Consider the following 26386-nt stretch of genomic DNA (forward strand, 5'->3'; position numbering starts at 1 on the left):
TGTATTCGCTGCATCTTATCTTTGGATCGTATTAAAGATCATCGCTATTCCGAGGATGAGATTGCATTTGTTAGATTTCTTCACCCGTTATTGAATAATTTATTTACAAAATTTTTTACAAACCCACCAAAAGCATTTTCGCACAGAGATTTTATGCTTGTAGAGGCCTCTCTTACAAAACGAGAGCAGGAGATTGCTGGACTGATGTTGGGAGGATCTTCTCCTGCCAGCATTGCAGAGAGGCTTTTTATTAGTAAGAATACAACTTATAAACATATTGCGAATATGTATAAAAAGCTAAAGGTTTCAAATCGTCAAGAATTTTTCGCAAAACTAAAATAAGTTATTCGTTTTGGATCACCACACTATCCATTATAAGGCGGATTGCCTTTTCAGTTAGGAGCTCCCTCTTTAACGGCTCAAGATTCGAACCCATGAAATCTTTTATCTCAGAAATAGATACATTCTGTCGTTTTGCCATAGCCTTAACTTCTTGCTCCAATTCTTCTGATGAGATGGTCAGATGTTCTGCTTCTATAATATATTGAAGCACCATACGAATTTTTACATTGATGTGGGCTTGAATACGGATTTTCTTATCTTGCTTGGCTGTTTCATCAGGAAGGAAAGGCTTATAATCTCCGCAGCCAAAGAGCTGATTGTGTCTTTGCTGATCCAGCTCCATATAGAGTTCATCCATTTCCTGTTCTATAAGGGTCTCCGGAATAGGAAAGTCATTATTTGCAGCCAAGCTTTGCAGCACCGTTGTCTCAAAGTTTATGTTTTTTCCGGAAGGGATAGAACCATGCCATGTGATGGGTAAATGCTTATATTGAAGATTTTGAAGCATTATTAGAGGTCCTTTCATAATATTATTTTGGATCACATAGAAGACGGCAGGAATCCTGCCGCCTTTCTTATAGGGATCTGGCCTAATATGTAAAGGCTGAGATGCCTATGATTTTTTGATATTCGGGTACTTTTTGTCAAGTTCGTTCTGGAATTTTTCGAATTCAGCAGTATCCATACCCCATCCATGTTCTTCAGCAGGATAGATCTGTCCCTTTACTTCATGATCAAAGGACATAAAAGCATTCATACAGTCATCAAAGGTGCCGGTGTAGTATTTTCCGTGCTTAGCCTGAGCCGCCTTCGGTACAAAACCGAGCAGATCAAAAATTACCATTTCGGAGCCATCGGCCACGCCGCCTGCTGCTACCTGAATGACTGGAATGCGAAGCTTCTTGGCAATGAGATTTGTGAGTTCTCTGGAAGTCATTTCAGTGGTCATGCCCACCATGCCGGATTCCTGATATTCATAGGCCATTCGGAATACTTGCATGGCTTCCTCGGCAGTCTTTCCCTGACGGCGATAGCCGCCGAACTGGCCTGTCTGCCATCCGGAGAGACAGCCTACATGCCCAAATACAGGAATGTAATGGTTAGACATATATTCAACTGTATCAGCCGGAACTCCCATGGGCATTACAGAGTCGGCACCATCGCCCAAAAGAACGGCAGCTTCTTTTACAGCCGTATATTTGTCCGCATACTGCTGTGTCTGCATTACTGCATTCAGGCAAATATTCGGGGCACTCTTACGGATCATTCGAGTCCACATAGGCATAAGCTGTGCCCTTTGCTGAGAGTTTTCGGCAGGGCAGGTATAACGTACCAAGTCAATACCGGCTTTTTCGCACATCATAACATAGATGGGATCCAGATAAGCCGTACCAACCATAGAAATCAGCTTACCTTCATCCTTCATTTTCTGGAGATGCCAGATCGTTTTTCTTTCGAGAGAGATGGGCATCATTTCAATATCAGTTCCTTTTCCTTTTGGCATTGTTAAAATCTCCTTTCAAGGTTTTTAATTTATTTTGTGTTTGGGCCTGGAATACAGCCTTCCACAGTATAACTTAAGGGTGAAGTCTGGAATTTCAGCATAGTACCGCCGTTGACATTGATTATTTCTCCATGCATAAAATCAGACATAGGTGTGCACATGGCGAATACCACACGCCCAACCTCATCCGGATTCATGGCAAGAGGTGTTTCAGGAGCCGGATTTTTTTGGGCTTCTTGATAGGCGGGACCATATTTGGCAGGATACTCCGTGCCTTGAGAAAATATACCAGCTGAAAGCATTCCTCCTGGGGCAACACAGTTGACGCAGATACCATATTGCTTCAATTCTTCCGCAGCACCTCGGGTAAGTCCGGTTACACCTGCTTTAGCTGCCTGGTAGTAGGTGTTCATAACAAGATTGGAGGGCCCCTCCCCTAAGTGGGCTGCTGATGAGATAAATACAATTTTCCCTTTGATTTTGTTGGCAACCATATGACGGGCTGCTGCCTGTCCCATAAAGTAGGAGCCTTTCAGATCCACATCTAAAATATGGTCATAAAGTTCTTCTGAGACATCCAGATAAGAACAAGAAGACCATCCGGCCGCATTGGATACCAGAATATCCACCTGACCATAGGTTTTTACAGCAAAATCTACTGCTGCGTAGCAGTCTGCCACTACAGAGACATCTGTCTGAACCCATACCGCTTCATAACCTTTCTCCTTAAAATCAGCCACGGCCTGCTTTCCTCTTTTTTCATTTCTCGAAGCTATAACAACTTTTACTCCCGCCTCACAGAGGCGGTTTGCCACACTGTAGCCAAGGCCCGTGGCTCCGCCGGTTACAATAGCTGTTTTTCCCTTCATGGAAGTTTGGAAGACTTCTTCGTTGGAAGGAGTCTTTGCTATATTCATTTTGGCAAGAGCTTCCGGATCCAATTGTTTTGGATCTACCATAATCATATCCCTCCTTTTGGAATAGCTTTTATGTTGGCAATTATATAATTTTGTGCAGGTAACGGAAATAATCAATTTTAAGTATTTATTTCAAGAATCTATATCTACCCGGGAAAACATGTTGAGGTTCTGTTCACAATTACGGTTGATGATATGAAAATACCCTCCGGGGCATACACTTCCATGTCCGAAAAAGGAGGAGAATGGAGGGAAAGGATGGAGTAATGGTTAAGCAGTAGAAGTGTTTGTGCATGAACCCTCCCAACAGAAATTTGAACCCTTTGTTTCTAAAAATTTGAACCCTCTAAAGGCAAAATCAAACGATATGGTTGTATTGCTTAAAAGGCATAAAAATGTTATAATACAATCTGCAAAGCATGGATAAGGCTGAGAGGAGTTTGCATATGGAAATCAGGGTTCTTCGCTATTTTCTTACCGTAGTCAGGGAAGAAAGCATTACAAAAGCCGCAGAAGTTTTACATATTACACAGCCGACGCTTTCCCGCCAGCTTGCACAGATGGAGGAAGAAATTGGTGTCAGGTTGTTTGACAGGGGGACACGGAAGATTCGGCTGACGAATGAAGGCCTGCTGCTCCGGCGTCGGGCAGAGGAAATTCTACAGTTGGTTGATAAAACAGAAAAAGAATTGGTAGAGCAGGAAGAACAGGTAGAGGGAAAGATTTCTATTGGATGCGGGGAAGTTGCGTCTGTGCAGATGCTCCCGGATCTGATTCGGAATTTCCATCAAAAATATCCCCTTGTTACTTTTGATCTGTTTACAGCGACTGCGGATCTGGTAAAAGAACAGATGGATAAGGGACTGCTTGATTTAGGTTTGCTCCTGGAGCCGATTGAGATGGGGAAATATGAGTTTATCCGCTTGGATATGAAAGAAAGATGGGTGGTTTTGATGCCGCCGGATGATCCGCTTGCAAGGAAAAAGTATGTCAAGGCAGACGAACTGGCAGAACTGCCGTTGATTCTTCCGAGAAGGATGCAGGTGCGGAGTGAATTGGCAAGCTGGTTTGGGAACTATTATAAAAACCTGAATATCCTGTTTACCAGTAATCTGAGTACCAACAGTGCGGTTATGGTAAGCAGGGGATTGGCATATTCTTTGGTCATTGAGGGTGCGGTCCCCTTTTGGGATTCATCAAAGATTGCTTGTCGGCCGCTGTATCCGGAGCTTATGGCAACGTGTGTTTTGGCATGGAAACGGGAACAGCCATTTAGTCTGGCAGCTACAAAATTTATAGAATATGCAAAATGCTTTTTAAGCATGTGTGAGTCATAAAAACTGAGTATTTGATATATGTTAGGTATGTGATTATTATGTAAGTGCAGGATGGAGCAGTCAGCTTCGGAACCGCACTTACATTTTTGTTTTAGGAGGAAATGCTTTTTCATGGAACCAGATATCTATGCTCTTTCCAAAGCCGGCTTCAGTAAAGAGCGGATTGAGGTAATAACCAGGTGCGATGATAAGGAGATACAGATACGGATGCTGCTACTTCAGCGAGTATTGTGCCTGATGGAGATGGGCGATATGGTACGACAGAGTATATTGCAAATATGATAGCGGATGAAGTAGACGGGGATTTACACCTTTAGAGAGTGGGATTATGCTAATAAAAAATTGGAGGTATTTATGATGAAAAAAGTGATTACTGTTTTAATTTCTCTGTTGATGATTTTGAGTCTGACAGCTTGTGGAAACTCTGCAGGCCAGACCGTGCAGCCTTCTACGGAAGAGAAGCCGGCGGCAGGCACTGTGAATAGTAAGGAACCTGCAGAAAACACGGACACTTCTGAAGGACAGACGAACGAATCGGAGAATCCGGAAAATCCGGATATTCCGGAAGAACAGGGAACAAAGGTGCTGGTGGCTTATTTTTCCGCTACCAATACAACCCAAGGGATAGCAGAGCATATCGCAAACGGATTGAATGCAGATATTTACGAAATTGTTCCGGAAGAACCATATACGGATGCAGATCTGAATTATAATGACAATAATAGCCGTACCACGATTGAAATGAATGATCCGGATGCCCGTCCTGCGATTACCGGTTCAGTGGAAGATATGGAACAGTATGATATTGTGTTCATTGGATATCCGATCTGGTGGGGAGAGGCACCAAGGATTGTCAGCACTTTCGTGGAGAGCTATGATTTTTCAGGAAAGACGATTGTTCCATTCTGTACTTCCGGCGGCAGTGGCGTGGGTTCTTCCGCAACTAATTTGGAGCAGTTCACAGATGGAGCAGACTGGCTTCCGGGAATGCGATTGAATGGCAGCGATTCGCAGGATACGGTTATGGAATGGGTAAACGGTCTTGGTTTGGATTTTGGAGAATGATTTGAGGGCAGCAAACGGATTCTGTTCTGGAAGGGAGGCAGTGCCTTATGCAGACAAAAATGAAAATAAAAACAGGAATTGATTTATTGATGACGGTACTGCTTCTCCTGTTAATGGCATATCAGATTACCGGGCAGGAGCTGCATGAGTGGTTTGGTGCAGGGGAGCTTCTGCTGTTTCTGCTGCATAATATCCTGAATATGAAATGGTATGGTAATTTATTCAAAGGAAAATACAGGCCGTCTCGTATCATACAGACGATCGTTAATTTCGGTATCCTGATTACAATGTTGTGCCTGGGATTCAGTGGGATTGTAATGTCACGCCATGTATTTGCAGCGCTTTCTATCCATGGTCCGATGGCAACGGCAAGAATGATGCATTTGGCGGCCTCCTATTGGGGATTTGTGCTGATGAGTGTGCATTTAGGGCTTCATTGGAGGATGATTTTAGGAATGTGCCGGAAATTGACAGGCAGTAGGGAAAAACTACGGGCTGTTACATGGATTTTACGAGTGATGGCAGCCTTGCTTGCCATGTACGGGCTGTATCTCTTTTGCAGAAAGGATATTCTTTCTTATATGTTCCTTAAGCAGCAGTTTGTGTTTTTTGATTTTGAGCAGAGTGCGGGGGCTGCATTTGTGGAATATATTGCAATGATGGGCTTTTGGGTTTATGCTGCCTGTTATATATCGAAGGGAATCGCAAGTATTCTCACATTAAAAAACTCTGTGTAGAAAAATGAGGAGAAGGAAGAAGGCTCACGATGAAAGGAATCCGTGCATTCACTGTTTTGACAGAGCCTGACAGCAATCTCAAAACTGGCTTTGGATGCAGTGATGGGCGAGGCTTTGTCAGTACATTATTCTGGAGGCAGCGGCCTGCCGGATGATGTGGAAGAATGGCTGAGGACAAATGGGATAATAGAATAGGCAGGATATGAATCTTTTGAAAAAGGAAAAGTATAATGGGCGAGAATGATTTATTTTCTAATCAGGAACTGAAAAAAATGATTGTACCTCTGTTTTTAGAGCAGCTTCTGGTGATGTTTGTAGGGCTTGCGGATACGCTGGTTATCAGTTATGCTGGGGAATCAGCGGTATCCGGGGTGTCCCTGGTCAATCAGTTCAATACCATATTTATTTACCTGTTTACAGCGCTTGCTTCTGGAGGGGCTGTTGTGATCAGCCAGTATATAGGCAGGCAGGATACAGACCTTGCGGGAGAGTCCGCAAGCCAGCTTTTGATGTTCTCTTTTGGTTTTTCTGTACTGCTTGGGGCGGCGGTCCTGCTTGGGAATGAAGCGATGCTATGCCGGCTGTTTGGGAAAGTGGAGCAGCCGGTTATGGAGGCATGTATTACATATCTGAGAATTTCAGCCTATTCCTATCCGGCGCTTGCCGTTTACAATGCGGGGGCGGCTGTTTATCGCAGTCTTGGAAAAACAAATGTGACGATGTATCTCTCGGTAGTGTCCAATGTGATCAATGTCATTGGCAATGTGATTGGTGTTTTTGTTTTTCGTGCCGGGGTAGCCGGTGTTGCATGGCCGTCCTTCATTGCCCGTGTTTTTTCCGCAGTGGCAATCACCTTTCTTTGCTTTCGGGAAAAGAACAGGGTGGTATATAGGGGAAAGTGGATTTTTAGCTGGCATGGCAGTTTGATGAAAAGTATTCTGAATGTGGCTGTACCAAACGGCATAGAAAACGGTATCTTCCAGCTTGTCAAGGTAGCGCTGAGCAGTATGGTGGCATTGTTCGGAACTTATCAGATTGCCGCAAACGGTGTGGCGCAAAGTATCTGGTCGCTGGCAGCTTTGGCTGGTGTCGCCATGGGGCCGGTGTTCATTACTGTGATTGGGCAGTGCATGGGAACCGGAAATACCGAAGCGGCAGAATATCACTTTAAGAAACTTACAAAGCTGACACTTTTCGTTTCGGCGGTATGGAATCTTTTGGTCTCTATTCTAACCCCGGTGTTTCTGCATTTTTATTCGCTGTCGCCGGAAACAAAACGGCTGGTAGTTTGGCTGGTTCTGATCCATAATGTGTTCAATGCTGCCTTTTATCCTTTTTCCGGGGCGCTCAGCAACGGACTTCGTGCGGCAGGGGACGTGAAATTTACCATGTATGTGTCAGTTGTTTCTACGGTTGCAGTGCGTCTGCTTTTGTCGTATCTGCTGGGGATTACCCTGCAGATGGGTGTGATCGGGATTGCCCTTGCCATGGTATGTGACTGGGTGGTCAGGGCTGCTCTGTTTATTTGGAGGGAAAGAACCGGAAAGTGGAAAACTTTTCAGGTGATCAAACAATAGAATTCATGCTTTGCAAGAATTCTATTGTCATGAATCATAAAATTATGGAGGTAATTGTAATGAGCAAAAAAATGTTAGTAGCATATTTTTCAGCAAGCGGTGTGACGGCCAAAGCAGCATGGAAGCTGTCAGAGGCGGCAGGCGCAGACTTGTATGAGATTAAGCCGGAGATTCCTTACAGCAGGGAAGATCTTGACTGGATGGATAAGAAAAGCCGCAGCAGTGTGGAAATGAATGATCCCGCATCCCGCCCTGGGATTGCCGGGAAAATGGAAGATATGGACCGGTACGAAGTGGTGTTTGTCGGTTTCCCCATATGGCTTGCGTACCACAATTTGATACAATGCACCCAAGCATGACTTTGGGTGCAAATTTTAACGATAGGAATATCGCCTGTGTCGGAAGCAATAACCTTGGTATCCCAAAGCACTCCAATACCTAATAGGGCATAGCGATATCGGTGTCACGCTGAATACCTATACGCACCTTGGCTTGGGGAATGCCGCAGACGAACTTCGGAGGATGGAAGAGCTGGAGAATGCCAGAAAGGAACTGGAAAAGAACAAGGAGGAGAAGCTCGTTTCATAGAAAATGTTTCGAGCAATTTGATATATGGAGAGTTTGTGTGCCCTGCTTCGGCAGGGCATTTTTTATGTAAATATATGGTGGTAGGGGTGAAATGTTTCTGATATAATTATTCTAAAAATGAGCAAGCATTTACTTGGGAGTTTGAAGTATGTATGATGATAAAATTGAAGAAATAAAGAAAACCTTATGCGAATTAGCCTTGATAATGCTAAATTTAAAAAGAGGTGCTAATTTAGAAGAATATGAATTTATCAATTTTCAGACAAATCTTGCAGAATGTTTATATAATGCAATGTCTGTGTATAGGGAGATATCTCAAAAAGAACGGGAATATATAGAAATAAAAGAATCCTTAGATAAAGAGGATTTTTTAGAAAAAATGCAAAAATGGAAAAATCAAAAGCTAGAAATTAAAGAAGTGATTAGCATAGGGAAAAGTATTGGAGATTCATTTGCCTATATATTTTATAGAGACAGTATTGAGGAATTAGAAAAACATTATAAGCATCCAGATAATGGATTATTTGTTTCAGGCATAGGTGGAAGAGGAGAAATTGAGTTCATTAAAGAAAATCCTACTATTGACGGTTATTTAGTAGTATATCACTCCATTACAAATATGCTGCGAATAGGGGACTTTTCTGTATGTTCATTAGATGGAAAGGTGATTGGAACAGGAGAAATAAAAAGTGAATATATAAATGACAAAAGAGTTCTTGCATCAAGTGTATATATGTCATCTAAAGTAAAGTTAAAAATTGATGCAGAAGAAGGAGAGGAAATCTACGGAAATAGTACAAAAGAAAAAATACAAAAACAGCTAAAAAATCAAGATGATTTATTGCTAAGTGATTCTGGTGACATTATGAAGGATAAAAGAAAAATGAATGAACAGCATTTTTTGATTGATGCTGCTTGTAATAATGAAAAAGGGATTGCATATAACGAAGAAATAAATACATTGATTGTAGCGATAAAGGAAGAAGAATATTATGCATCAGAAAACTTTGATGATATTTTAGGAGAAAAAATAGATAATATTGTAAAAAAGATGATAAAGGATTCCCCATATAACAATATAAGGATGGAACAAATTGGGAAAGAGTACAAACCATATAGGAAGCCAATTATATGGTGGAATATCAGTGATGATATTATTTTGGATATTCTTTTTGATAAAAGAGCAATTTTTTCTGTTGTTAATTTTGCGACTTATTATGAGCGTCTTACGGAAATGGGATTTCAGATTGAGTTTAAAGAAAATGAAATTGTTGTTGGAAAGAAGTGTGGAGAATACATTGCCAAATTAGAGGATTTTGAAATGATAGAGGATTTGATAACACATGAGTTGTATACACAAGAGGATATCGCAGAAATGGTCAGTTATATAGTAGAAAATTCTCATAATCAAAGTGATGGAGATGCAATTGTTAGAGTTAGTATAAAAAGAAATTTTTAGCAATTTGAAATAGGGTAATCGTAGTAGTAAAAGCCCCCAATTCCTACTATGTTTGACGGCATCAACTTGTCCCGTTTTGCCTCGATTTGCCATTTTCGTTACATTTTTCACAATTTGTGTGCCACGGCAGCACGGCGGCTAGCCGGGAATTGGCGGCACTTGTGGGGCAGAACGGGGCAAATCATGGCAATAGGAGTGGTGGGGTACTACGGGTTTTACTACGAGTGAGGAAGTGAAAAACCGAATGTGTAAAAACTACTCTTAAGTAGTAAAGTAAAAATATATATGATAGACGGAGGAAATACATATGTCGGATAAATCGAAGAATAATATTGGCTTAATCAATGCAGAGATGCCAGAATGTGTTGATAAGGCTTTAACTAATTTAACAGAACAGCCAACGAAGGCCATTGGTAGTACAGTGTCAGATATTTGGTTTTTAGTTTTTGGTGGTATTGGACATATGGCTGAGAAACGCAAATTGCGCTATGCAGTAGAATTAGAAAATTATAATCGGGAGTTACATGAAAAAATAGAAGCTATCCCAAATGAGAAAAGGGTAGAACCAGATATTCAGATTGTTGCTCCAGCTTTGGAAGCTTCAAAGTATTGTGTCGAAAAAGAAGAATTGAGGGAAATGTTTGTTAATTTGATTGCGTCGTCAATGAGTAGTGATAAAGCGGTAAAAGTGCATCCAATTTTTACAGATATTATAGGTAAATTATCATCTACAGATGCGTTGCTCTTTAAGTCGATAGCAAACGGAGATTATGATGACGAATGCGTGATATTTGGAGCTTCAATTGAAAGAATATCAGTATTGAAAGATAAGGGAAGAGTATCTGCAGAGATTGCTAAAAGCTTTGCCGAGAGTGAATTTGAAAAATATAGAATTATACAGGATAAATTGTATCAAAGTGATTTTGATAAGTTATTGCTTGGAATTGGCAATACTCTACCATACTCCCTATGAAATTAAGCGGGTTCTAGCGATTTCTGCTTAAAGAAAGTGAAAAAAATTCGTGGTAAAAGCTTGACATCATCGGGATATGGTGCCCTGGACTTGTATAGCAGTTTTCAGTTGTTAGGAAGATTTTAGAAAAACTTAAGTGCTTTTGCGGCGATAGAGAGGAATTACCCGTCCCGACTTTGCGGGCAATAGAAATACAAAGAAACTCTCTGCCTATGGAGTAACATAAGGCCTGCCCCCAATCTTATTGAACATTAATAGTTCAATCAGCATGAATTGTAATTCAAAAAAAGAAAAATTTTGCCTGGGCTTAATTGCTCGGACATTCTTTTAGTAGTGTGCCTGGCGGCGTTCTAACCAGTGCAAGTCCAGAATCCGTCCGCCCAGTAATTTATTAAAATGTGTAGTGGATAAAGAATTTCTATGTTATACTTAAAGAGAGCAAATCTTAATCCTTTTTGTATATGCAAAAAGATGATTGGCAAATCCTTAGTCAAGCTGTTATAAGGATTACCCTTTGAGGTTTCAGCGGTAGGTTGCCCTATGTGCCGGTCAAAGTATTTGCCTAATTTAATAAGGAGGTCAAATACAAATTATACTTCTCATTTTATGAGAAAGGGAAGTATGATACATGAAAAAATTTATGGATCTAAACAAAGAAACTGCCAGCAGATTGTGGGTACAACAGTTTGGCAAAAGACAAAAGGCGATTGATTTTGCCGGGCGTGAAATCGCAAAAGCCGCTTACAATGACAGGAACAGTAATTATGGCTGGAATGTTGATCATATTTTACCGTTATCAAGAGGAGGTAAAACGGCAGATCATAACCTGGTTTGTTGCCATATTCTGACAAATGATGAGAAAGCGGATAAATTTCCGTGTTTCAAAGCCAATTCAAAGGAATTTGAGATTAGAAAGCGACAAAATCATTATGAGATTGTAGCAAAAAGTGCTGATCAAAAGGGAGAAGATGATAAGGTCGTAAACTTTTTGGATGTGGCACAGGGACTTAAATACTGGAAGCAATGTAAGTCTGATAGTGGAGATGTTTTCGTTGGATATATTAAAATTAGAGTTGAGATATCTGACCAATGTGATCAACTTCTTGATAGATACAGGAAGTTTTTGGCTGAATTATTTGGTACAGAAAGCATTTTTGCTGAGGATTATAGCATAGGATATCCAATTAACTACGCTATGTCCTGGCAACAGCATCAGCGGATCTATGTTTTTACTGTTATAGTAGGGAATATTCCGACAAAAGAAGACACAGAAAATCTTCTTGATGATTGCATTGTACTAAATACTTACAATGATTATTTCATAAGCAATACCGAATTTGAAAATATTCAAATTACTTGCGGAATGAAATATTATGATAGCTATTTAAAAATGTCTTTAAATTCTAAAAAAGATATTGTAGATAAGCAGGTGCAGTTTACGGGCTCATTAGCGATTGATGAATTGGTAAAAATCAATTCGAGTGCTGAAAAGGAATTGAAGGATAAGATTTCCCAAAATGGATTTTATCTTTATGATTTCACATTCAAAAAACTTAGAAAAAATCTTGAAAAAATTATCTAAAACTTACTCAGAAGTATTATTTGTAAACCTCTTGAAGAGATGCCGGGCAACAGGTGTCTCTTTTATGATATGTCAGATATTAATAGCTTCTAATTATTGGCAGGTTTTAGAAAAAACGAGTTAATACAGAGTTAGAAACCAATGTCTTATGAGCTATGAAAGGGTTGACTGTTAAGAGACTGAAAAACGAGCAAATATATAATCCTGTTTTTAAAGTAGTCGAATTCGACCACTTTAAAGGCAAGACAAGTCAGAAAGGTTCTATATTTTGAAAGAAATTGCACAAAAATAAATCTAAAGCAGCAGGAGAGGCAATAAAAGAAAATGAACATAGAAGCATATAATTTGGATTCACTTCGAAAGCTGGTGCGAAGTCTTCAGGATGAAAACAAAAGATTGAAAATGCAGCTGGAAAAGGCAAATATTGCATATGAATCAGAGAACCCATTTGAAGAGAAAATTGAGACAAATGAAGAGTATGATCCGGATCAGGGTGAACGCATTCTAAGTAAATATATCACAGAAGATCTGGTAAATAAGTACTTTGCAATGTTTTGGGGAAGGACAGATGTTTATGCCAAAAGAGGCACAAAAGGCGGATACTTTCCACAGTGCAATCATAGATGGAGGGATCAGATATGCCCGAAACAGCGTGGTGAAAAAATCCACTGTGAAGCCTGTGAGCATAAGGAGTGGACAAAGCTTGAGCCCAGGAAAATCATAGAGCATCTTCTTGGCTATAGAGAAGATGGGGCGGATGTATTGGGGATCTATCCGCTGCTTGCGGATGGCACATGCCGTTTTCTGGTATTTGACTTTGATAACCATGAAAAAGGCGCTGAAAAAACGGATTTTGCCAATGCTGATGACGAATGGCATGAAGAGGTTGATGCACTTCGGCGCATTTGCGAAAGGAATGGAATAATACCCTTAGTAGAACGGTCAAGATCGGGCAGAGGGGCACATGTATGGATTTTTTTCAAAAAGCCTGTACCGGCAGCTTTGGCAAGAAATTTTGGGTTTCTTTTGCTGGATAAAGGTTCCGCATCAATTAATTTAAAATCTTTCCATTATTATGATCGTATGTACCCTTCTCAGGATGCTGCAAGCAGTATAGGCAATTTAATTGCGCTGCCACTGCAAGGACAGGCATTAAAAAGCGGCAACAGTGCCTTTGTAGATAAAAATTGGAATGCTTATCCGGATCAGTGGGATATTTTGTTAAATCATACGGAAAAACTGTCATTAGAAGATATTGAAGAGCACATGAAAAAATGGCAGACAGAGCTTGCTGAAGAGAAAGAAATCCTGGCTTCTGCGGCTTCACAAAATCGTCCAAAGCCATGGAAGAAAAAAGATGGTTTTACAAAATCAGATGTTGTTGGGAAGATGCACATTGTTTTCGGAGACGGTATCTATGTTGATACATTAAATCTAATGCCACGATTGCAGAATCAGATCAGAAGTATGGCGGCCTTTGATAATCCTGTATTTTATAAAAATAAGAGGCTTGGATATTCCAATTACTACAACTTTAGCGCCATATATATGGGAAAAGACATAGACGGCTATATTCGCATTCCAAGAGGTCTTCGTGATAATCTGTGCGCTTCCTGCAAAGAAGCAGGTATTGAGTATGAGCTTGTGGATCACAGGGAAAAGGGAAGGCCCATAAGAGTTTCTTTTAACGGCGATTTAAAAACTCAGCAGAATTTGGCGGCACAGCGTCTGCTTGCCTTTGATAATGGAGTTCTCAGCGCCGCTACTGCATTTGGCAAAACCGTTGTCTGCAGCTATCTTATTGCAGAAAGAAAAGTAAATACACTTATTTTGCTTCAAAGTAAAGATTTGCTGGAGCAGTGGGTAGATGAACTAAATAAATTTTTGATTATAGATGAAGAACCGCCGCTCTATAAAACAAAAAGCGGCCGTGAAAAGCGCAGAGACAGCGTTATTGGCATTTTGCACGGCAGTAAGAATACTTTGACAGGTATTATCGATGTGGCCATGATTGGTTCCATGTATAGTAAGGGAAAATTTAATGATTTTATCAATTCTTATGGTATGGTTTTAATGGATGAGTGTCATCACTGCGGTTCCGGCACATCCATTGAAGTTATGCAGAAAGTTAACGCCAGATACATTTATGGAGTATCCGCAACACCAAAAAGAGGGGATCATCTGGAGAAAATCATTTTTATGCTTTTAGGCCCCATAAGGCACAGCTATACTGCAAAAGAACGGGCAGCCGAGCAGGGAATTGGCCATTACGTATATCCCAGGTACACAAGAGTAATTGATACAGACGAGAGCAAAAATGATATTAATGGAGCTTATGCTTTGATTAGTATGAATGCGGCCAGAAATGAGATGATTCTTGAAGATACCAGGTACTGCGTGAAAGAGGGGAGAACACCGGTAATTTTGACAAGATACAAAGAGCAGGCAAAATATCTGTATGATCATTTACAGGGGGATGCATATCATGTGTTCATCCTATATGGCGATAACAGCGATAAAGAAAATTCGGAAGTGAGAAGAAGATTAAAAGAATTGCCAAAGAATCAAAGCATGATTCTGGTGGCAACAGGCCAGAAAATCGGTGAAGGGTTTGACTGTCCGAGATTGGATACATTGATGCTGGCGGCTCCGGTATCCTTTTCAAGCAGGCTTGAACAGTATATTGGAAGACTGAACCGTGATTATGATGGGAAAAAGGAAGTTATCGTGTACGACTATGTAGATTCCCACATTCGTAATTTTGATAATATGTATGCGAAGCGGCTGCGCACATACAAGAGGACAGGCTTTTTGCTAATCACAAGTGACGTTCTTACAAAACAGACAGCAAATGCCATCTATGATTCGGGAAATTACATGGATATATTTGAGAGAGATCTTGTTGAAGCGGAAAAGAGAATCATCGTATCCAGCCCGGAGCTCACTCAGGATAAGGTAGAGCGTTTTATCTATCTTGTGAAATTAAGGCAGGAGGCAGGAGTAGCTGTGACAGTTATTACAACAGATCCACAGAATCTATTTTATGGAAATCCGGAGTTCTGCCAAAGATTGGTGAAAGAAATGCAGGAAAACGGTATTCAAGTAATGGTAAAGGATGAAGTGATCGAACATTTTGCAATTATAGACCATGACCTTGTATGGCATGGAGGGATGAATTTGCTTGGCAGGGAAGATGCATGGGATAATCTGATGCGAATCAAATCCGTACAGGTTGCGGCAGAATTGATAGAGATTGGGTTAAAGAAATAGATATGCGGTTTTGCAGACTTTCCATAAATATCACAAAAGTTGACAGTGCCACCGTATTTGAGTATGATGTAAATAATAGGAAAGAGCATGGGAGAGGAGAGTGAACTTTCGTGGATACGGCCAAAAAGAAGCTTCCTATCGGGATTGAAGATTTTGAGAAGCTAAGAAAAAACGGATTTTATTTTGTAGATAAAACGGGGTTTATTCGTGAATTACTGCAGAATCCGGCAGAGGTGACACTATTTACTCGTCCCAGGCGTTTTGGAAAGTCCTTAAATATGAGTATGATAAAGCTTCCATCTTGCCATTCCCAACCTGGAAGTGCGTGAGATCTTCACAAGGCAGATTATGGATATGTTCAGGGAAGAAGCAAAAAAGGATGGAAAAACGTTGAACGCCTTATGCCATGCATTACAGAGAGGGAATGCTGAAGAGGCACAGCTGCAGCTGCGGAAATACCTGAAAAAGACCATCAGTATCCGTGATACCTTTGCGAGAAAGGAGCTGAAAGAGAACTTTTATCATGGTATGCTGCTCGGTCTCTTGGCTTTTAAGGAAAATTGGGTTGTATCATCCAACAAGGAGGCTGGGGAAGGCTATGCAGACATTCTTGTGGAAATTAATGACGATGATGATCCGATGGGCATTGTTATTGAGGTGAAATATGCACGGGACGGGAATCTGGATGCGGTATGTCAGGAAGCATTAGAACAGATAGAGAAAAGACAATACGGGGATGCTTTCTATGATGAGGATATTGTAAAGGTATTCAAGTATGGCATAGCCTGCTATAAGGATAAATGCAGAATTATGCTGATTCGGGGTGAATAGAATGATACAAGTCTATTTTCCCGGCTGTACAAGCTTCTCCTGAAGTTCATTCCATCAATCTGTCCGTGCCCCATCCCTCTGATCATGAATCAAAAAGCTTTCCAGCCCGGCCCTGATAAAGGAATCAATAACCTTCTGTATCTTTTTCCAATCGCTGCAATGGTTGCGGAGCATCAGCTTATTGATAGTCAGGCAGCCGTTCATCTGGAAATAAAATACGGCTTCCGCTTCCTCAAAAGTAAGAATACTGTGGGACATAAGCCAGGTAATATAATGCTCCTTGTGGTCCGCCATCCTGTCAATGATCCTGCCGGAAATCGTATCATCCAGAAGAAGAGGGCGGAAAGCATCATTGCTGTGAATCCGATCGCAAAAGGGGTAGGAGCAGCTTGAGGAAGAACATTCCTCTGATAGAACATGCTCCATAACACTGGAGGTATTGGAGAGCATATCACTTAGCAGATCATCCAGTACATCATCCATATCATAGTAATGAAGATAAAAAGTCCCCCGGTTAATCTCTGCTAAACGGCATAATTCTGTTACGGTAATCTTCGGAAAGCTGTTTTTTTCCAAAAGCTTTAAAAAGGATTCTTTGATAACCTGCTTTGTATATTTTACACGGCGGTCTTCTTTTTTCGTTTTATCAGCCATATACGTTCTCCTTAATCAACAATTTTCCAAAAGTGTTCAGTAACCATACAGCTTTCTCATATTGTTGCTTGTTTTTTCATTTCCACCCATTATACTGAAAAATATAAAAATAATCAACATGTTGTTGAATATTGGGCTTCCATAAATAACAAAAAGGAAAGAAAGGAAAAAAGAATGGGACATAACATTGCAGTAGCAGGAAAAGGGGGCGTAGGCAAGACGACCCTGTGCGGCCTGCTGATTCAATATCTGTGTGAACATGGAAAAAAACCCGTATTAGCCGTAGATGCGGATGCCAATTCCAATCTGAATGAGGTACTTGGGGTAGAGATGGGAATTACCCTTGGAGAGCTGCGGGAAGAGATCGAGCGGGCCGGCGTGGACAGCCGCTATCAGATTCCCACCGGAATCACAAAGCAGGCATGGCTGGAAAGGCGGCTGGCGGATGCCCTTACGGAAGAGGATGATTTTGACTTCATGGTTATGGGGCGCACCCAGGGACAGGGCTGTTACTGCTTTGTTAACGGGCTGGTGCAGACCCAGATCCAAAAGCTTCAGAGCCATTACCCTTATGTAGTGGTGGATAATGAGGCAGGGCTTGAGCATGTGAGCAGAGGTCTGCTTCCCTCCATGGAGACGGCCATCCTGGTCAGCGATTGTTCCAGAAGAGGCGTACAGGCGGCAGGAAGAATTGCAGCCCTGATGAAAGAACTGGATCTGAAGCCCCGGAGGGCGGGCGTGATTATCAATCGTGCCCCGGAGGGAAAGCTTGACGAGGGCACAAGAGAAGAGATCGAAAAGCAGGGGCTGTCCTTGCTTGGCGTCATTCCCCAGGATGAGATGGTCTACCGCTATGACTGTGACGGAAAACCCCTTGTAGAGCTGCCAAAAGATGCGCCGGTTAAAGGGGCATTGTATGAGATTCTGGAGAGGATGGGATTGTAAATGAGAGAGGATGGGGATTGATTTCCAATTCGAAGCAGCAGAAAATAGACACCAAACTTAGAAAAGGAGAATTGTAATATGGGAGCATTTGCAGATTGCCAGGATGCCAGGAACATGAAGACGATTATGGAGATTACATGTCCAAAATGCCATGAGGAAGATGGGATAGAGATCATTTTAAAGGACGGAGCTACAGTTGGAGAGAGTATCTGCGCCCAGTGCGGATATGTGATACCGGAGGGAACCCATCCGGAGCAGGCGTGAGAAGAGTAAGGAGAGCAGAGTATGGCAGTTGAAAACAGAGCTTTTTTGGAAATGCTAAAACCGGCAAAGGAGCGTCTGCGCGGCCGCCCGGTCGATGATATTGCAGCAAACACGTAGATAGAGTTTCGCAGAAAGCAGCAGGAATTTTATCTGTCCGGCCTGGGGCGTGAGATTACCGTTTCCTATCCCTCCTATGATGTGGAGCCTTCATGGAATGAATGGCATGTATTGATGCTTCTGCACTACATGGATATGGCGGACGGCACGCCATTGTCCTCCGAACTTATAACCTTTGGAGAGCTTAAGGAGGGAATGGTCCGGGGAGGCGGCTTTGACCGGAAGTGCGAGAATGTTATCCGAACAGTTATCGGAAAAAAGGAGCCGGAAAAAGTCAGAAAAGCATGTACGGAGCTGGGAGCTGAGTTTATCCCCTCAAAAGCGGATCTTTGCGCAGTTTTTAAGCCTTTTCCCCGTTATCCCGTGACGTTCAATATCTGGTTTGCAGATGAGGAGCTGGAGGGTTCGGGCAGAATGCTTCTGAATGCCAATGCAGAGCACTATCTGTCTGTGGAGGATGCGGTAACGGCCGGGGAGCTGATTTTGGAGGAACTGACGAGGCGGCTTTCCTCATAGCATTACCCTTGATGAGTTTTGCGGTATTCCTTCGGCAAAGTGTGAAAATATGCTTTGAATGCGGAAGTAAATCTGCTCTGGCTCTCATATCCCACCTGCTGTCCGATTTCTGCGATGCTAAGGTTTGTCTCAAGCAGAAGCCGGGCAGCCTGTTCCATGCGGTGTTCCTTGATATGGGCGGCAATGGAAGTTCCATAGACAGACTTAAATACCTCTTTTAGGGTGGTAGGATTGATTAAATATTGCTTGGAGAGGGCTTCAATCGTGATTCTCTGTGCCATATTCTGCGTCAGGTGTTCATGGACCTTGCGGACAATTTCGATCTGCTCCGATTGATATTCCGTCAATGGGCTGTTTTGGCCCAGTTCCATTTTCTCCAGATAGAGAAGCAGCTCCAGACTTTTGAGCTTTTGGTATGCCGTCCTCAAATGCTCCGGCTGTCCGTAAAATGCCGAAAAAACAGCTTCCGTCTCTTCATTTCCGGCAAAGGAAGCAAATGTGCCGTTTTTGCAGAATTTTTCATAAAGCATCTCTCCCCGGATGCCTGTTCCAGATAAAAGCTTTGGCGGGTGTGCTGACAACTCCTGCAGATTGATGCAGAGTGTCAGTCCCTCATATTCTCCGGCAGGAAAATACAGGGCTGACCTTGCGCAGGTATCCGGCGTGTGCACAGAGAAATCCCCGGGGCCAAGATGGATCTCATTTCCGTTATCCATTTTCCATCCAATCCGCCCCAAATGGCAGTAATTAATCTCCATGATATGCTTCCATTTCGGGTGCTCCATAGAAATGCTGTCTGCTTTCACGGTAAAGAAATATAATTCAATGCCTTTATAAAGTGCGATTTTCTCAATATGATTCTGCGGGCAGGCCTGCAGGTCATTTCTGATTTTTTCCAGTTCTTTTTCCATGGGAGGTTCCTTTCTGGTTAAGGCAGGTGATTTCCATGACCTGCTCAATAATCTGATGCAGCAGGCGGCTCTGGCTGGTATCCGCAGCACGGTAATATACTTCCTTTCCCTCACGGCGGCAGACGATCAAACCGCTGTTTTTCAGCGGTCTTAAGTGATGGGAAACAGCGGGGCTTGACATTTCCAGCATGGCTGAGATATTCAGCACACATTCCTCGCAGTGGCACAGCAGCCAGAAGATGCGGATTCGGGTAGTGTCACTTAACTGCTTCAATATATCTGCCACCATCTGAAAATCATCTACATGGCTTAGCTGCTCCCGGATAAGCAATGTTTCCTGTCCCTCTCCGTGATAGTGAGGTAATTCCTTGTGCATGGTATGCTCCTTTCTTTTTATATTTTCGCCAAATTAGAAATACATTTCGCCCATTTGGCAGGGATTGGGCTCAAGTCATTGACTTGCTTCCCTGTCAGCATTATACTATGGCCATAACAATTAAACAAGTACTTAATTGTTAAATTAAAAAAGATTCAACAAGGAGGATTTATCCCAATGAAAAAGACTTACAAAATCGAAGTAGACTGTGCGAATTGTGCCAATCTGATGGAGGATGCCGCCAGAAAAACAGCCGGCGTTCAAACAGCCGCCGTAAACTTTATGACCCAGAAGATGATCGTAGAGTTTGAGGACGGAAAAGAGCCAGGGGCAGTGATGGAGGATGTACTTCGGGCCTGCAGGAAAGTGGAGCCGGACTGCGAAATCTTTCTTTGAGCCGAGAGGGCATTCCTTAAATTGCCGGTGCATCATAACATTGGGCATAATAAGGGATGCCCTTTCAGCATCATAATATGCGCAAAAGGCTGTGAGCAGCATATTTTCGCAATAAACGAAAATTTTATATAAATTCGAAAGGAGTTTTTAAAATGCAAGAATTGATTATAAACGGATTATTGATTGCAGTGATAGCAATGGCAGCCCTCCTTCTCCTTTTGGCAGGCAGGAGGAACGGCGGTATGACGAAGAAGCAGAGGACAATGCTGGTACGCATCCTGGCTGCTTCCGCAATCCTGCTGGGTCTTCAGTTCCTGTCAGCAGAGACCTTCCGCCAGCTTGACGGATACCTGTTCCCATTTGCAGGGCGGTGGGTTCGTTTTGCCCTGTATCTGGCTGACTATTTTATAATCGGCTATGATATTTTGAGGAAAGCCATCAAGGGAATCGAAAACCGACAGGTATTTGACGAAAACTTTTTAATGGCAGCAGCCACCATAGGCGCAATGGCTCTGGCCATATATGAAAACGGCGAATATCTGGAAGCCATTGCCGTAATGCTGTTCTACCAGGTGGGAGAATGGTTTCAGGGATATGCGGTTGGGAAAAGCCGCCGCAACATCAGTGAATTGATGGATATTCGTCCCGATTATGCAAATGTGGAGAGAAAGGGAAAGCTGGAGCAGGTAGATCCGGACGAAGTGGGGATCGGCAGCGTCATTGTGGTGCAGCCGGGAGAAAAAGTACCCATTGACGGAATCATTGTAAGCGGCGCTTCCAGCCTGAACACCAGCGCACTGACAGGCGAAAGTCTTCCCCGTGAAGCAAAAGCGGGCGATGAGATTATCAGCGGATGCATTAACATGACAGGTGTTTTAAAAATCAAGACAACAAAAGAATTCGGCGAATCCACAGTGTCAAAGATTCTGGATCTGGTGGAAAATGCAAGCTCCCGGAAATCAAAGTCCGAAGATTTCATCTCCAAGTTTGCAAAAATATATACGCCGGCTGTCTGCTATAGTGCATTGGCCCTGGCCCTGCTGCCGCCCCTTGTGCGTATGCTGCTTATGGGTCTTTCGGCAGATTGGGGCGTGTGGATTTACCGGGCACTCACATTCCTTGTTATCAGCTGTCCCTGTGCGCTTGTTATCAGCATTCCCTTAAGCTTCTTTGCAGGAATCGGCGGAGCGAGCCAGGAGGGGATTCTGGTGAAAGGCTCCAACTATCTGGAAATCCTTTCCCAGACAAAATATATGGTATTTGATAAAACGGGCACATTAACCCAGGGTGTATTTGAGGTAAACGGCATTCATCACAATAAGCTTAAGGATGCCCAACTGATCGAGTATGCGGCACTGGCGGAGAGTGCGTCTTCCCATCCCATCAGCAGGAGCCTGCGAAAAGCTTACGGGAGAGAGCCTGACCGCACCCGTGTAAGTGATATTCGGGAAATCAGCGGAAACGGGATTCTTGCAAAGGTGGACGGCATAGAGGTTGCTGCAGGCAATGACAAGCTGATGAAGCACCTGAACATTCCCTTTGTGAACTGCCATCAGACAGGAACCATCATTCATATGGCGTTAAACGGCGCCTATGCCGGGCATATCGTTATTTCCGATATTGTAAAGCCCCGCGCAAAGGAAGCTGTTTTGGCTTTGAAAAGGGCAGGTATGGAAAAGACCGTGATGCTGACCGGGGATGCCAAAAAGGTGGCAGACCAGGTGGCGTCTTCCCTTGGCATAGATGAAGTCTACAGTGAGCTGCTTCCGGCGGATAAGGTATCCAAGGTTGAAGAACTGCTTCAAATGAAGTCCGGCAAGGCAAAGCTGGCATTTGTGGGCGACGGCATCAACGACGCTCCGGTATTGTCAAGGGCTGATATCGGCATTTCCATGGGAGCTATGGGCTCAGATGCGGCCATTGAAGCGGCGGATGTGGTGCTGATGGACGACGATCCCGTAAAAATCGCAAAGGCAATCAAGATATCGGGAAAGTGCCTGAGAATTGTGTATCAGAATATTGTTCTGGCCCTGGGCGTAAAATTTGCCTGCCTGATACTGGGAGCTGTGGGCATCGCAAATATGTATCTGGCAATCTTTGCGGATGTGGGCGTTATGATTCTTGCAGTTCTCAATGCAATCCGCTGCCTGTTTGTGAAAAAGCTGTGACAGGGGAGGGAATACCAAAAAAATGTACAAGTGAGTAACTGCTGAGAATCCCGAAATCGCAGGTTGAAATAATTACCTTCAGGTGATAAAATAAAACCGTTCTTTTGACTGTTATAAGATACTAAGGAAGGTATACAAATGAAGCAACTTGCCGCCGCAGCAAAAAAGCATTTGAGAGGGCGCATGGAGCAGGGGCGCCGAAATAAAATGTTAAAGCACATTACCAAAAATCAGACAGGGCTTGAGATTGGCCCATCCTTACGTCCCTGTGCTCCCAAAAGGGAAGGGTATCAGGTAGAGATTGTGGATCACCTGTCCAAAGAAGAACTGACAAAAAAGTACGAAGCTATGGGCCTTGATACCTCCCAAATCGAAGAAGTGGATTACATATGGAAGGGGCAGTCCTACACAGAAGTAACAGGTAAAACCGGGTATTACGACTATGTGATTGCTTCCCATGTAATTGAGCATGTTCCCGACTTTGTGGGATTTCTCAAGGATTGTGCCAATATGCTCAAGATGGACGGCATCCTGTCCCTGGCCGTACCGGATAAACGTTTTACGCTGGATCACTTTCGGATGAGCACTACAGCAGGAAAAGTAATCAACGATTACCTTTCCGCTGATAAAAATGGTTCCACAGGTGCGCTGACCGACTATTGCAGTCATGTGGTAAGCCGGGGCGGGGAAACCTCCTGGTCGCCTCTGCGAGCACCTTTTATGAGCAAAAACTACCGGTTTATCCATGATGAGACATTTAACCAGAAGATATTTCAGGATTCCATAGAGGAAAGCACTTTTCATGATATTCATCAGAATGTTTTTACGCCTTCCTCCTTTGAGCTCATCATCTATGAACTGTGGCAGTACGGGCTCATAACCTTCAAAATAGAGAGCATTGAAAGATCCGCATCAGCGGAATTCCTTGTTTCTCTAAAAAAGACTGCAAACAGGCCGAATTTGTCCCCGAAGGATCGGATGAAGCTTATCCGAAAGGTTTCCCGGGAAAATCTGGTGCGCTAGCAGTGGGAGGCGGCAGACAATTTTGGGTTGCGGGCAGCATAAAGATCGACTATAATTAGGAAACGGAATCATTTTTGTCAAGATCAGGCATTAAGAGATTTTAGCAATATACGAAACCCTGAGGAGGAAAGAAGATGGAAAAAATAAAGATGACAACCCCATTAGTAGAGATGGATGGGGATGAAATGACAAGGATACTCTGGAAAATGATCAAGGACGAGCTCTTGCTTCCGTTTATTGATCTGAATACGGAATATTACGATCTGGGGCTGGAAAAGCGGAACGCCACCAATGACCAGATTACCGTAGATGCTGCCGAGGCTGCAAAGAAATACGGCGTTGCCGTAAAATGCGCCACCATCACCCCCAATGCGGCAAGGATGGAAGAGTATGATTTAAAAGAAATGTGGAAAAGCCCCAACGGAACGATCCGGGCCATTCTGGATGGAACTGTGTTTCGTGTTCCCATTATTGTAAAGGGCATTGAGCCTTATGTAAAGACATGGAAGAAACCTATTACCGTAGCACGTCACGCCTATGGAGATGTGTACAAGGCAACGGAAATCAAGGTTCCGGGTCCCGGAAAGTGTGAGCTGGTGTATACCGGAACAGACGGAACCGAGATTCGTGAGACGGTCCATGAGTTTAAGGAGGCCGGGATCGCCCAGGGCATGCATAATCTGGAGAGCTCGGTGGAAAGCTTTGCCAGAAGCTGTTTCTCCTATGCCGTATCTCAAAAGCAGGATCTGTGGTTTGCCACAAAGGATACCATTTCCAAGAAGTACGATCACTACTTTAAGGATACCTTTCAGGAAATCTACGAGAAAGAATACAAGGAAGAATTTGAACGCCTGGGTATCGAGTATTTCTATACCCTCATTGACGATGCGGTAGCCCGTGTGGTCAAATCTGAGGGCGGTTATATCTGGGCCTGCAAGAACTACGACGGCGATGTGATGAGCGATCTGATCGCCACGGCTTTCGGATCTCTGGCTATGATGACCTCTGTTCTCGTATCCCCCCACGGATACTTTGAGTACGAGGCAGCCCACGGTACCGTACAGCGTCATTACTATAAGCATTTAAAAGGCGAGGAGACCTCCACCAATTCTATGGCAACTATTTTTGCCTGGTCCGGCGCACTGCGCAAGCGGGGAGAGCTGGATAAAAATGAGGCTCTCATAAACTTTGCAGATAAGCTGGAGGAGGCATCCTTAAAAACCATTGAAGCCGGAAAGATGACAAAAGATCTGGCTCTGATAACCACCCTTGAAAATCCCGCCGTACTTTCCAGCGAATCCTTTATCAAAGAGATCCGGAATACTTTAGAGGAACTTTTACATGCTGTTTAATTCCAATGCATTTTATGTATTTCTGCCCATTGTATTTGCCGTCTACTGGATCATTCCGGCAAAATACCGATGGGGTGTGCTTTTTATCTCCAGCTATTATTTTTACATGAGCTGGAATGTAAAATATGTAACCCTGATATTGACCACCACCCTGGTGTCTTACGGGGCGGCATTGCTTATGGAGCGGACAGAGAGCCGTACCAAAAGAAAGCTGTGCATGGCGGCAGCTCTTCTCATCAGCTTTGGCCTCCTGTTCTTCTTCAAATATTTTAATTTTTTAAGCAAAAGCGTCACAGACCTGCTGCAGAACCTGGCTATTCCGGTTCATGAGACAACCCTGAACCTGATGCTTCCTGTGGGTATCTCTTTTTATACCTTCCAGACATTGAGCTATGTGATCGATGTATACAAGGGTGAGACAAAGGCCTGCCGCCATCTGGGAAAATATGCCACCTTTATAGCATTTTTTCCTCAATTGGTGGCCGGGCCTATTGAGCGTACAAGAAATCTTCTCCCGCAGATTGAGGGAGAGCATACCTTTCACACCGAAAAAGGCATCCATGGAGCAAAAATGATCGCATGGGGCTTTTTTAAAAAAATAGCCATTGCGGATACCATAGCCGTATATGTAGACACTGTATATAATGCGGCAGAAAACTTTGTTGGATTTCCCCTGCTTTTAGCCACGGTATTGTTTACCTTTCAGATCTACTGCGATTTCTCCGGTTATTCTGATATTGCGGTGGGAACGGCAGAGCTTTTGGATATTGATTTGATGACCAACTTTAGAAGCCCCTATTTTTCAGCTTCTATACAAGAATTCTGGAGCCGCTGGCACATTTCCCTGTCTACCTGGTTCCGGGACTATGTGTACATTCCCTTAGGCGGCAACCGAAAAGGAAAGTGGCGTACTCGCATAAACCTGCTTATTACCTTTCTGGTCAGCGGCCTCTGGCACGGAGCAAACTGGACATACGTCCTCTGGGGCGGCATCCACGGTTTGGGCCAGATTCTGGAGCGGGAGTGGAACCGCATCTTCCATGTAGATACCAAGAAAAAGACCTGGCTTCGGATAGGGCTTACCTTTCTGTTTGTGAGCATAACATGGATCTTCTTTCGAGCAAACACCATCTCGGATGCGGGCTATGTGCTGACCCACATGTTCGACGGAATTATGAATCCGGTGGCCTATCTGGAAGACGGCTATCACGCATTTCAGGGAGCCGGTATGACACAGGCCTCCGGTGTGATGACCCTTTGTATCAGCCTGGTCTGTATCCTGATTCTGCTGATACACGACTATCTGGAACTGACAAAAAGCATCTGGGAGCGGCTGGGAGCTCTGAAAAAACCCCTCCGCTACGCTCTCTACTTTTTGCTGCTGTTTGCAATCCTCTATAGCCGCCAGTTAGGAGAATACGAGTTCGTCTACTTCCAATTTTAAGTGAGAGATGAAAAATTCAGCCGCTAAGCAGGAAAACG

25 protein-coding genes and 2 pseudogenes are annotated in these 26386 nt (G+C 43.2%); 21 read left to right on the top strand and 6 right to left on the bottom strand.

The features are described 5' to 3' along the window. A partial coding sequence (locus VSQ61_RS11480) for a LuxR C-terminal-related transcriptional regulator (protein WP_334344567.1) occupies positions 1–342 on the top strand: 342 nt, incomplete at its 5' end. Position 343: 1 nt separating this feature from the next. Here the strand turns inward: VSQ61_RS11480 and VSQ61_RS11485 are convergent. From VSQ61_RS11485 to VSQ61_RS11495, 3 genes are all read right to left on the bottom strand, one after another. Next, complete coding sequence (locus VSQ61_RS11485) at positions 344–886, bottom strand: trigger factor (protein WP_334344568.1); 543 nt, start codon at positions 884–886, stop codon at positions 344–346. Between the two features lie 69 nt (positions 887–955). Further along, positions 956–1846, bottom strand: coding sequence for a 3-methyl-2-oxobutanoate hydroxymethyltransferase (locus VSQ61_RS11490; RefSeq protein WP_334344569.1), 891 nt, complete (start codon positions 1844–1846; stop codon positions 956–958). Positions 1847–1875: 29 nt separating this feature from the next. Next, positions 1876–2805 carry an SDR family NAD(P)-dependent oxidoreductase gene (locus VSQ61_RS11495; protein WP_334344570.1) on the bottom strand — a complete coding sequence of 310 codons (930 nt, stop codon included), beginning with the start codon at positions 2803–2805 and terminating at the stop codon, positions 1876–1878. 404 nt (positions 2806–3209) lie between these two features. Between VSQ61_RS11495 and VSQ61_RS11500 the strand changes: the two genes are divergently transcribed. The 12 genes and pseudogenes from VSQ61_RS11500 to VSQ61_RS11555 all read left to right on the top strand — a co-directional run bounded on the left by VSQ61_RS11500 (position 3210) and on the right by VSQ61_RS11555 (position 16182). Beyond that, positions 3210–4100: a LysR family transcriptional regulator gene (locus VSQ61_RS11500; RefSeq protein ID WP_334344571.1), complete on the top strand. Its 891-nt coding sequence runs from the start codon at positions 3210–3212 to the stop codon at positions 4098–4100. 111 nt (positions 4101–4211) lie between these two features. After that, positions 4212–4382, top strand: a complete 171-nt coding sequence (locus VSQ61_RS11505) for a hypothetical protein (RefSeq protein WP_334344572.1) — start codon at positions 4212–4214, stop codon at positions 4380–4382. A 72-nt stretch (positions 4383–4454) separates the two neighbouring features. Next, a complete protein-coding gene (locus VSQ61_RS11510) occupies positions 4455–5165 on the top strand; it encodes a flavodoxin (RefSeq protein ID WP_334344573.1) in 711 nt (236 codons plus the stop codon). 47 nt (positions 5166–5212) lie between these two features. After that, positions 5213–5902, top strand: a complete 690-nt coding sequence (locus VSQ61_RS11515; RefSeq protein ID WP_334344574.1) for a DUF4405 domain-containing protein — start codon at positions 5213–5215, stop codon at positions 5900–5902. 230 nt (positions 5903–6132) lie between these two features. Beyond that, on the top strand, positions 6133–7479 hold the full coding sequence (locus tag VSQ61_RS11520) for an MATE family efflux transporter (protein WP_334344575.1): 1347 nt from the start codon (positions 6133–6135) through the stop codon (positions 7477–7479). A gap of 59 nt (positions 7480–7538) precedes the next feature. Further along, a pseudogene (locus VSQ61_RS11525) lies at positions 7539–7799 on the top strand (flavodoxin); the annotation flags it as partial. A gap of 416 nt (positions 7800–8215) precedes the next feature. Beyond that, positions 8216–9526 carry a hypothetical protein gene (locus tag VSQ61_RS11530; RefSeq protein ID WP_334344576.1) on the top strand — a complete coding sequence of 437 codons (1311 nt, stop codon included), beginning with the start codon at positions 8216–8218 and terminating at the stop codon, positions 9524–9526. 463 nt (positions 9527–9989) lie between these two features. After that, positions 9990–10289: pseudogene (locus VSQ61_RS11535) on the top strand (DUF4393 domain-containing protein); the annotation flags it as partial. 838 nt (positions 10290–11127) lie between these two features. Beyond that, positions 11128–12081 (top strand): HNH endonuclease, encoded by a 954-nt coding sequence (locus VSQ61_RS11540; RefSeq protein WP_334344577.1) that lies wholly within the window; start codon positions 11128–11130, stop codon positions 12079–12081. Between the two features lie 324 nt (positions 12082–12405). Next, the gene (locus VSQ61_RS11545) at positions 12406–15351 is read left to right on the top strand and encodes a TOTE conflict system archaeo-eukaryotic primase domain-containing protein (RefSeq protein ID WP_334344578.1); all 2946 of its coding nucleotides are present in this window, start codon (positions 12406–12408) and stop codon (positions 15349–15351) included. A 110-nt stretch (positions 15352–15461) separates the two neighbouring features. Further along, positions 15462–15680, top strand: coding sequence for an AAA family ATPase (locus VSQ61_RS11550; RefSeq protein ID WP_334344579.1), 219 nt, complete (start codon positions 15462–15464; stop codon positions 15678–15680). 25 nt (positions 15681–15705) lie between these two features. Next, the gene (locus VSQ61_RS11555) at positions 15706–16182 is read left to right on the top strand and encodes a PD-(D/E)XK nuclease domain-containing protein (protein WP_334344580.1); all 477 of its coding nucleotides are present in this window, start codon (positions 15706–15708) and stop codon (positions 16180–16182) included. A 54-nt stretch (positions 16183–16236) separates the two neighbouring features. Here the strand turns inward: VSQ61_RS11555 and VSQ61_RS11560 are convergent, their stop codons facing one another. Further along, positions 16237–16836, bottom strand: a complete 600-nt coding sequence (locus VSQ61_RS11560) for a TetR/AcrR family transcriptional regulator (protein ID WP_334344581.1) — start codon at positions 16834–16836, stop codon at positions 16237–16239. Positions 16837–17010: 174 nt separating this feature from the next. On the opposite strand from VSQ61_RS11560, the gene VSQ61_RS11565 reads away from it, so the two are divergent. The 3 genes from VSQ61_RS11565 to VSQ61_RS11575 all read left to right on the top strand — a co-directional run bounded on the left by VSQ61_RS11565 (position 17011) and on the right by VSQ61_RS11575 (position 18678). Beyond that, the gene (locus VSQ61_RS11565; RefSeq protein ID WP_334344582.1) at positions 17011–17781 is read left to right on the top strand and encodes an ATP-binding protein; all 771 of its coding nucleotides are present in this window, start codon (positions 17011–17013) and stop codon (positions 17779–17781) included. 78 nt (positions 17782–17859) lie between these two features. Next, entirely contained in the window at positions 17860–18045 is a 186-nt protein-coding gene (locus tag VSQ61_RS11570; protein WP_334344583.1) for a hypothetical protein, read from the top strand. A gap of 117 nt (positions 18046–18162) precedes the next feature. Beyond that, positions 18163–18678 (top strand): DUF3786 domain-containing protein, encoded by a 516-nt coding sequence (locus VSQ61_RS11575; protein ID WP_334344661.1) that lies wholly within the window; start codon positions 18163–18165, stop codon positions 18676–18678. A 2-nt stretch (positions 18679–18680) separates the two neighbouring features. On the opposite strand, the gene VSQ61_RS11580 is transcribed toward VSQ61_RS11575, so the two are convergent. Together VSQ61_RS11580 and VSQ61_RS11585 are read right to left on the bottom strand one after the other, a co-directional pair. Beyond that, entirely contained in the window at positions 18681–19589 is a 909-nt protein-coding gene (locus VSQ61_RS11580) for a helix-turn-helix transcriptional regulator (RefSeq protein WP_334344584.1), read from the bottom strand. Further along, a complete protein-coding gene (locus VSQ61_RS11585; protein WP_334344585.1) occupies positions 19558–19965 on the bottom strand; it encodes an ArsR/SmtB family transcription factor in 408 nt (135 codons plus the stop codon). The genes VSQ61_RS11580 and VSQ61_RS11585 overlap by 32 nt, the downstream gene beginning before the upstream one ends. Positions 19966–20142: 177 nt before the next feature. Between VSQ61_RS11585 and VSQ61_RS11590 the strand changes: the two genes are divergently transcribed. From VSQ61_RS11590 to VSQ61_RS11610, 5 genes are all read left to right on the top strand, one after another. Beyond that, positions 20143–20361 (top strand): cation transporter, encoded by a 219-nt coding sequence (locus VSQ61_RS11590; protein WP_334344586.1) that lies wholly within the window; start codon positions 20143–20145, stop codon positions 20359–20361. Positions 20362–20603: 242 nt separating this feature from the next. Then, positions 20604–22529 carry a heavy metal translocating P-type ATPase gene (locus tag VSQ61_RS11595; protein ID WP_334344662.1) on the top strand — a complete coding sequence of 642 codons (1926 nt, stop codon included), beginning with the start codon at positions 20604–20606 and terminating at the stop codon, positions 22527–22529. A gap of 138 nt (positions 22530–22667) precedes the next feature. After that, a complete protein-coding gene (locus tag VSQ61_RS11600; protein WP_334344587.1) occupies positions 22668–23552 on the top strand; it encodes a class I SAM-dependent methyltransferase in 885 nt (294 codons plus the stop codon). 134 nt (positions 23553–23686) lie between these two features. Further along, positions 23687–24904: an NADP-dependent isocitrate dehydrogenase gene (locus VSQ61_RS11605; protein WP_334344588.1), complete on the top strand. Its 1218-nt coding sequence runs from the start codon at positions 23687–23689 to the stop codon at positions 24902–24904. After that, positions 24894–26348: an MBOAT family O-acyltransferase gene (locus VSQ61_RS11610; RefSeq protein WP_334344589.1), complete on the top strand. Its 1455-nt coding sequence runs from the start codon at positions 24894–24896 to the stop codon at positions 26346–26348. The genes VSQ61_RS11605 and VSQ61_RS11610 overlap by 11 nt, the downstream gene beginning before the upstream one ends. Positions 26349–26386: the final 38 nt, after the last annotated feature.

Source organism: Candidatus Merdisoma sp. JLR.KK006 (assembly GCF_036941035.1).
Lineage (GTDB): Bacteria > Bacillota > Clostridia > Lachnospirales > Lachnospiraceae > Laedolimicola.

What these genes read in the sequence shown, in the direction of transcription:
- VSQ61_RS11490 (WP_334344569.1), bottom strand. Translation starts at nt 1,846, where the DNA reads ATGCCAAAAGGAAAAGGAACTGATATTGAAATGATGCCCATCTCTCTC.
- VSQ61_RS11495 (WP_334344570.1), bottom strand. Translation starts at nt 2,805, where the DNA reads ATGGTAGATCCAAAACAATTGGATCCGGAAGCTCTTGCCAAAATGAAT.
- VSQ61_RS11500 (WP_334344571.1), top strand. Translation starts at nt 3,210, where the DNA reads ATGGAAATCAGGGTTCTTCGCTATTTTCTTACCGTAGTCAGGGAAGAA.
- VSQ61_RS11505 (WP_334344572.1), top strand. Translation starts at nt 4,212, where the DNA reads ATGGAACCAGATATCTATGCTCTTTCCAAAGCCGGCTTCAGTAAAGAG.
- VSQ61_RS11510 (WP_334344573.1), top strand. Translation starts at nt 4,455, where the DNA reads ATGATGAAAAAAGTGATTACTGTTTTAATTTCTCTGTTGATGATTTTG.
- VSQ61_RS11515 (WP_334344574.1), top strand. Translation starts at nt 5,213, where the DNA reads ATGCAGACAAAAATGAAAATAAAAACAGGAATTGATTTATTGATGACG.
- VSQ61_RS11520 (WP_334344575.1), top strand. Translation starts at nt 6,133, where the DNA reads ATGGGCGAGAATGATTTATTTTCTAATCAGGAACTGAAAAAAATGATT.
- VSQ61_RS11530 (WP_334344576.1), top strand. Translation starts at nt 8,216, where the DNA reads ATGTATGATGATAAAATTGAAGAAATAAAGAAAACCTTATGCGAATTA.
- VSQ61_RS11540 (WP_334344577.1), top strand. Translation starts at nt 11,128, where the DNA reads ATGAAAAAATTTATGGATCTAAACAAAGAAACTGCCAGCAGATTGTGG.
- VSQ61_RS11545 (WP_334344578.1), top strand. Translation starts at nt 12,406, where the DNA reads ATGAACATAGAAGCATATAATTTGGATTCACTTCGAAAGCTGGTGCGA.
- VSQ61_RS11555 (WP_334344580.1), top strand. Translation starts at nt 15,706, where the DNA reads ATGTTCAGGGAAGAAGCAAAAAAGGATGGAAAAACGTTGAACGCCTTA.
- VSQ61_RS11560 (WP_334344581.1), bottom strand. Translation starts at nt 16,836, where the DNA reads ATGGCTGATAAAACGAAAAAAGAAGACCGCCGTGTAAAATATACAAAG.
- VSQ61_RS11565 (WP_334344582.1), top strand. Translation starts at nt 17,011, where the DNA reads ATGGGACATAACATTGCAGTAGCAGGAAAAGGGGGCGTAGGCAAGACG.
- VSQ61_RS11570 (WP_334344583.1), top strand. Translation starts at nt 17,860, where the DNA reads ATGGGAGCATTTGCAGATTGCCAGGATGCCAGGAACATGAAGACGATT.
- VSQ61_RS11580 (WP_334344584.1), bottom strand. Translation starts at nt 19,589, where the DNA reads ATGGAAAAAGAACTGGAAAAAATCAGAAATGACCTGCAGGCCTGCCCG.
- VSQ61_RS11585 (WP_334344585.1), bottom strand. Translation starts at nt 19,965, where the DNA reads ATGCACAAGGAATTACCTCACTATCACGGAGAGGGACAGGAAACATTG.
- VSQ61_RS11590 (WP_334344586.1), top strand. Translation starts at nt 20,143, where the DNA reads ATGAAAAAGACTTACAAAATCGAAGTAGACTGTGCGAATTGTGCCAAT.
- VSQ61_RS11595 (WP_334344662.1), top strand. Translation starts at nt 20,604, where the DNA reads ATGACGAAGAAGCAGAGGACAATGCTGGTACGCATCCTGGCTGCTTCC.
- VSQ61_RS11600 (WP_334344587.1), top strand. Translation starts at nt 22,668, where the DNA reads ATGAAGCAACTTGCCGCCGCAGCAAAAAAGCATTTGAGAGGGCGCATG.
- VSQ61_RS11605 (WP_334344588.1), top strand. Translation starts at nt 23,687, where the DNA reads ATGGAAAAAATAAAGATGACAACCCCATTAGTAGAGATGGATGGGGAT.
- VSQ61_RS11610 (WP_334344589.1), top strand. Translation starts at nt 24,894, where the DNA reads ATGCTGTTTAATTCCAATGCATTTTATGTATTTCTGCCCATTGTATTT.